The following is a 2,321-nucleotide window of genomic DNA, read 5'->3' as shown; positions in this document are numbered from 1 at the left end:
AAATCTTGATAATTCTAGATAACGCTAGTTACCATAAAAAGAAAACTATATTGGCAGAGATTGAAAAAAACTTACCAAATATTCAACTATATTTTCTGCCTGAGTATAGCCCAGATTTGAATTTAGCCGAACTTGTATGGCATTCGGCGAAAGAATACATATCTCATCGCCTATTTAAATCAGTAGAGGAACTGAAAAACTTATTAAATAGGTTGTTAAATCAGGGAGAGTTAATAATTAGATGGGGAAGAAAAATTAAAAATAAAGGTAATGCTGCTATTGCAAACTAAATGTGGAACAGCTTATGAGCAGGATAAAGTTGACTCCTGGCTTTCTGCATCCAAACAATGGTTAGATTCGAGATACGGCTCGCGCATTGTCAGGGCAGAATTACATTTAGATGAAGCGACACCCCATATTCACGCTTATTTTGTCCCCCTTGATGAAAAGGGGCAACTGAGGGCCAAGCACTTTTTCGACGGTCGTCAGAAGATGAGGGAGTTTCAAGATTCCTACTCAGAAGCTACAGAACATCTGGGGTTAGAGCGTGGCATTAAGGGCAGTAGGGCGCAACACCAGGAAATCAAGGACTTTTACAGCGTTGTTAATGCTGGCATAGAACCAGATAGCAGCCTCACCCAGTTGCAATTGCAAGCCAAAGCAGCTGACCGGGATAGGGCGCAAGCCAAAAAACAACAGATGGAAGCTACAGCCAAGGCTTTGGCGCTTGAAAATGAACTCTTTGACAGACGCATCAAGGAATTAGAGGCACAAGTAGCTTTTTGGCAGCAGCAAACTCAACAACTGCGCGACTTGGACTTAGAGGATGTCGCCTGGGAGTTGGGGCTAGATTATGATCAGCAACGCTGGAGGGGTCACGGACACATCATTAATATAGATGGGCCCAAATTCTACGACTTTGCCCCCGATCAACAAAAGGGATCAGGGGGTGCGATTGACTTGGTGATGCACGTTAATCAGTGCAATTTTCGGCAGGCGGTTGTCTGGTTACATGAGCGTTTTGGGGAAGCCTCGGTGGAACGTGCAGCTCTAGCTCACGTTAAGAACAGGGCGGCTGACATTATCCAGACTGAACCACGTCCCCAATTCACCCCACCTGTTGAGGATAAAAGCAATTGGACTGCCGTTGAGCGTTACCTCAATCAATTTCGGGGCATTCCCTCTGATTGTGTGCAAATGCTTCATAGCCAGGGGCTAGTCTACGCTGATGACAAACAAAACGCTGTTTTTGTCATGCGGAATCTTGAGGGTCAACGTAACGGTGCATTCCTACGAGGAACTAGGGGGGAGAACAACAGCTTTTTGGGGTACTCTAAAGGCACTAAGCGCAGTGATAGCTGGTTTTACTTCAGTTTGGGGGGAAAGGCTAACGATAAAACCTCAAGAGCGATTCTATGTAAGTCTCCCATTGATGCTATTTCAAGAGCCATGCTGGAATATCTGATCAGGGGCGATGTTCCACCCGAACGAACAGTCTATATGGCTATTGATGACATCAAGAGCTTACCGCTTGAGCGATTGCAGAAAGTTCCTAATATAGTGGTGGCGTTTGGTAACGATAAAAGCTCTGATGCGGCAGCACAGCGTGTATTAGAACTAATGCCACAATCCCAAATCAAAAAATCTAAAGCCAGTGATTGGAATCAGCAGCTACTTGATTATGGGCGACAGTTAAGGCAACAGCAGCAACAGCAGGATGATGAATTGAGTCTTTAATAGTCAACGTTCTAGTAGTGAAATGTACAGTTAATTTTGTAGTATTAATGTAGCTGTTTGGTACTTCTTTTTGATGAAAGTGATTTTGAATTCACTTTGATCCTCACTTTTTTTCAAAAAAACTTTCCGCCAAAGATGGCGTACTGTGCGTCAGGAAATGATATTAATTTTTGGCTGGAGCATAATATCACTACAACATTTAAAAATGCAGAAATTCTGGCATTTTCCATTGATTTGCCATTGGTGTGCCATAGCCTTGCCATTGAAATGCCATAATTGAGCCAGTTTTAACCCTAATTCTCAATAGTGATAATTAGTTGAGAATTGAGGTTTCAAAAATCCATTCATTTGCCATTGAGATGCCATTCAAATGCCATTGAGATGCCATAATGGGAGCCAATTTTTGACTTTCCATAAATTTGCCATAATTCTGCCATTGGGGTAAGTTTTTAGTTCGTATACGAAGTTTTTTCAGATGAACTCTTTAGCGTTTACCAATTTGTGGCAGTCAAAAAGAATGACGATATGTGGCAGTCAAGAAAAAAATGAAATTGATAATGAGCTAGGGGTGAGCTATGTCAATA

2 protein-coding genes are annotated in these 2,321 nt (G+C 42.2%); both read left to right on the top strand.

Annotated features, from left to right (window positions below; all coding sequences use genetic code 11):
• Positions 1–290: transposase (locus H6G97_RS50075; protein WP_190943137.1), on the top strand; the 290-nt coding region annotated here is incomplete at its 5' end.
• On the top strand, positions 271–1,737 hold the full coding sequence (gene mobV, locus H6G97_RS50070; RefSeq protein ID WP_190947653.1) for a MobV family relaxase: 1,467 nt from the start codon (positions 271–273) through the stop codon (positions 1,735–1,737). The genes H6G97_RS50075 and mobV, both read left to right, overlap by 20 nt.
• The last annotated feature ends 584 nt before the right edge of the window (positions 1,738–2,321 follow it).

It is taken from the genome of Nostoc flagelliforme FACHB-838, assembly GCF_014698065.1.
Taxonomy (GTDB): Bacteria; Cyanobacteriota; Cyanobacteriia; order Cyanobacteriales; family Nostocaceae; genus Nostoc; species Nostoc flagelliforme_B.
The sequence above is the reverse complement of the archived record's forward strand: the minus strand, read 5'-3'. Positions and strand labels throughout refer to the sequence as shown.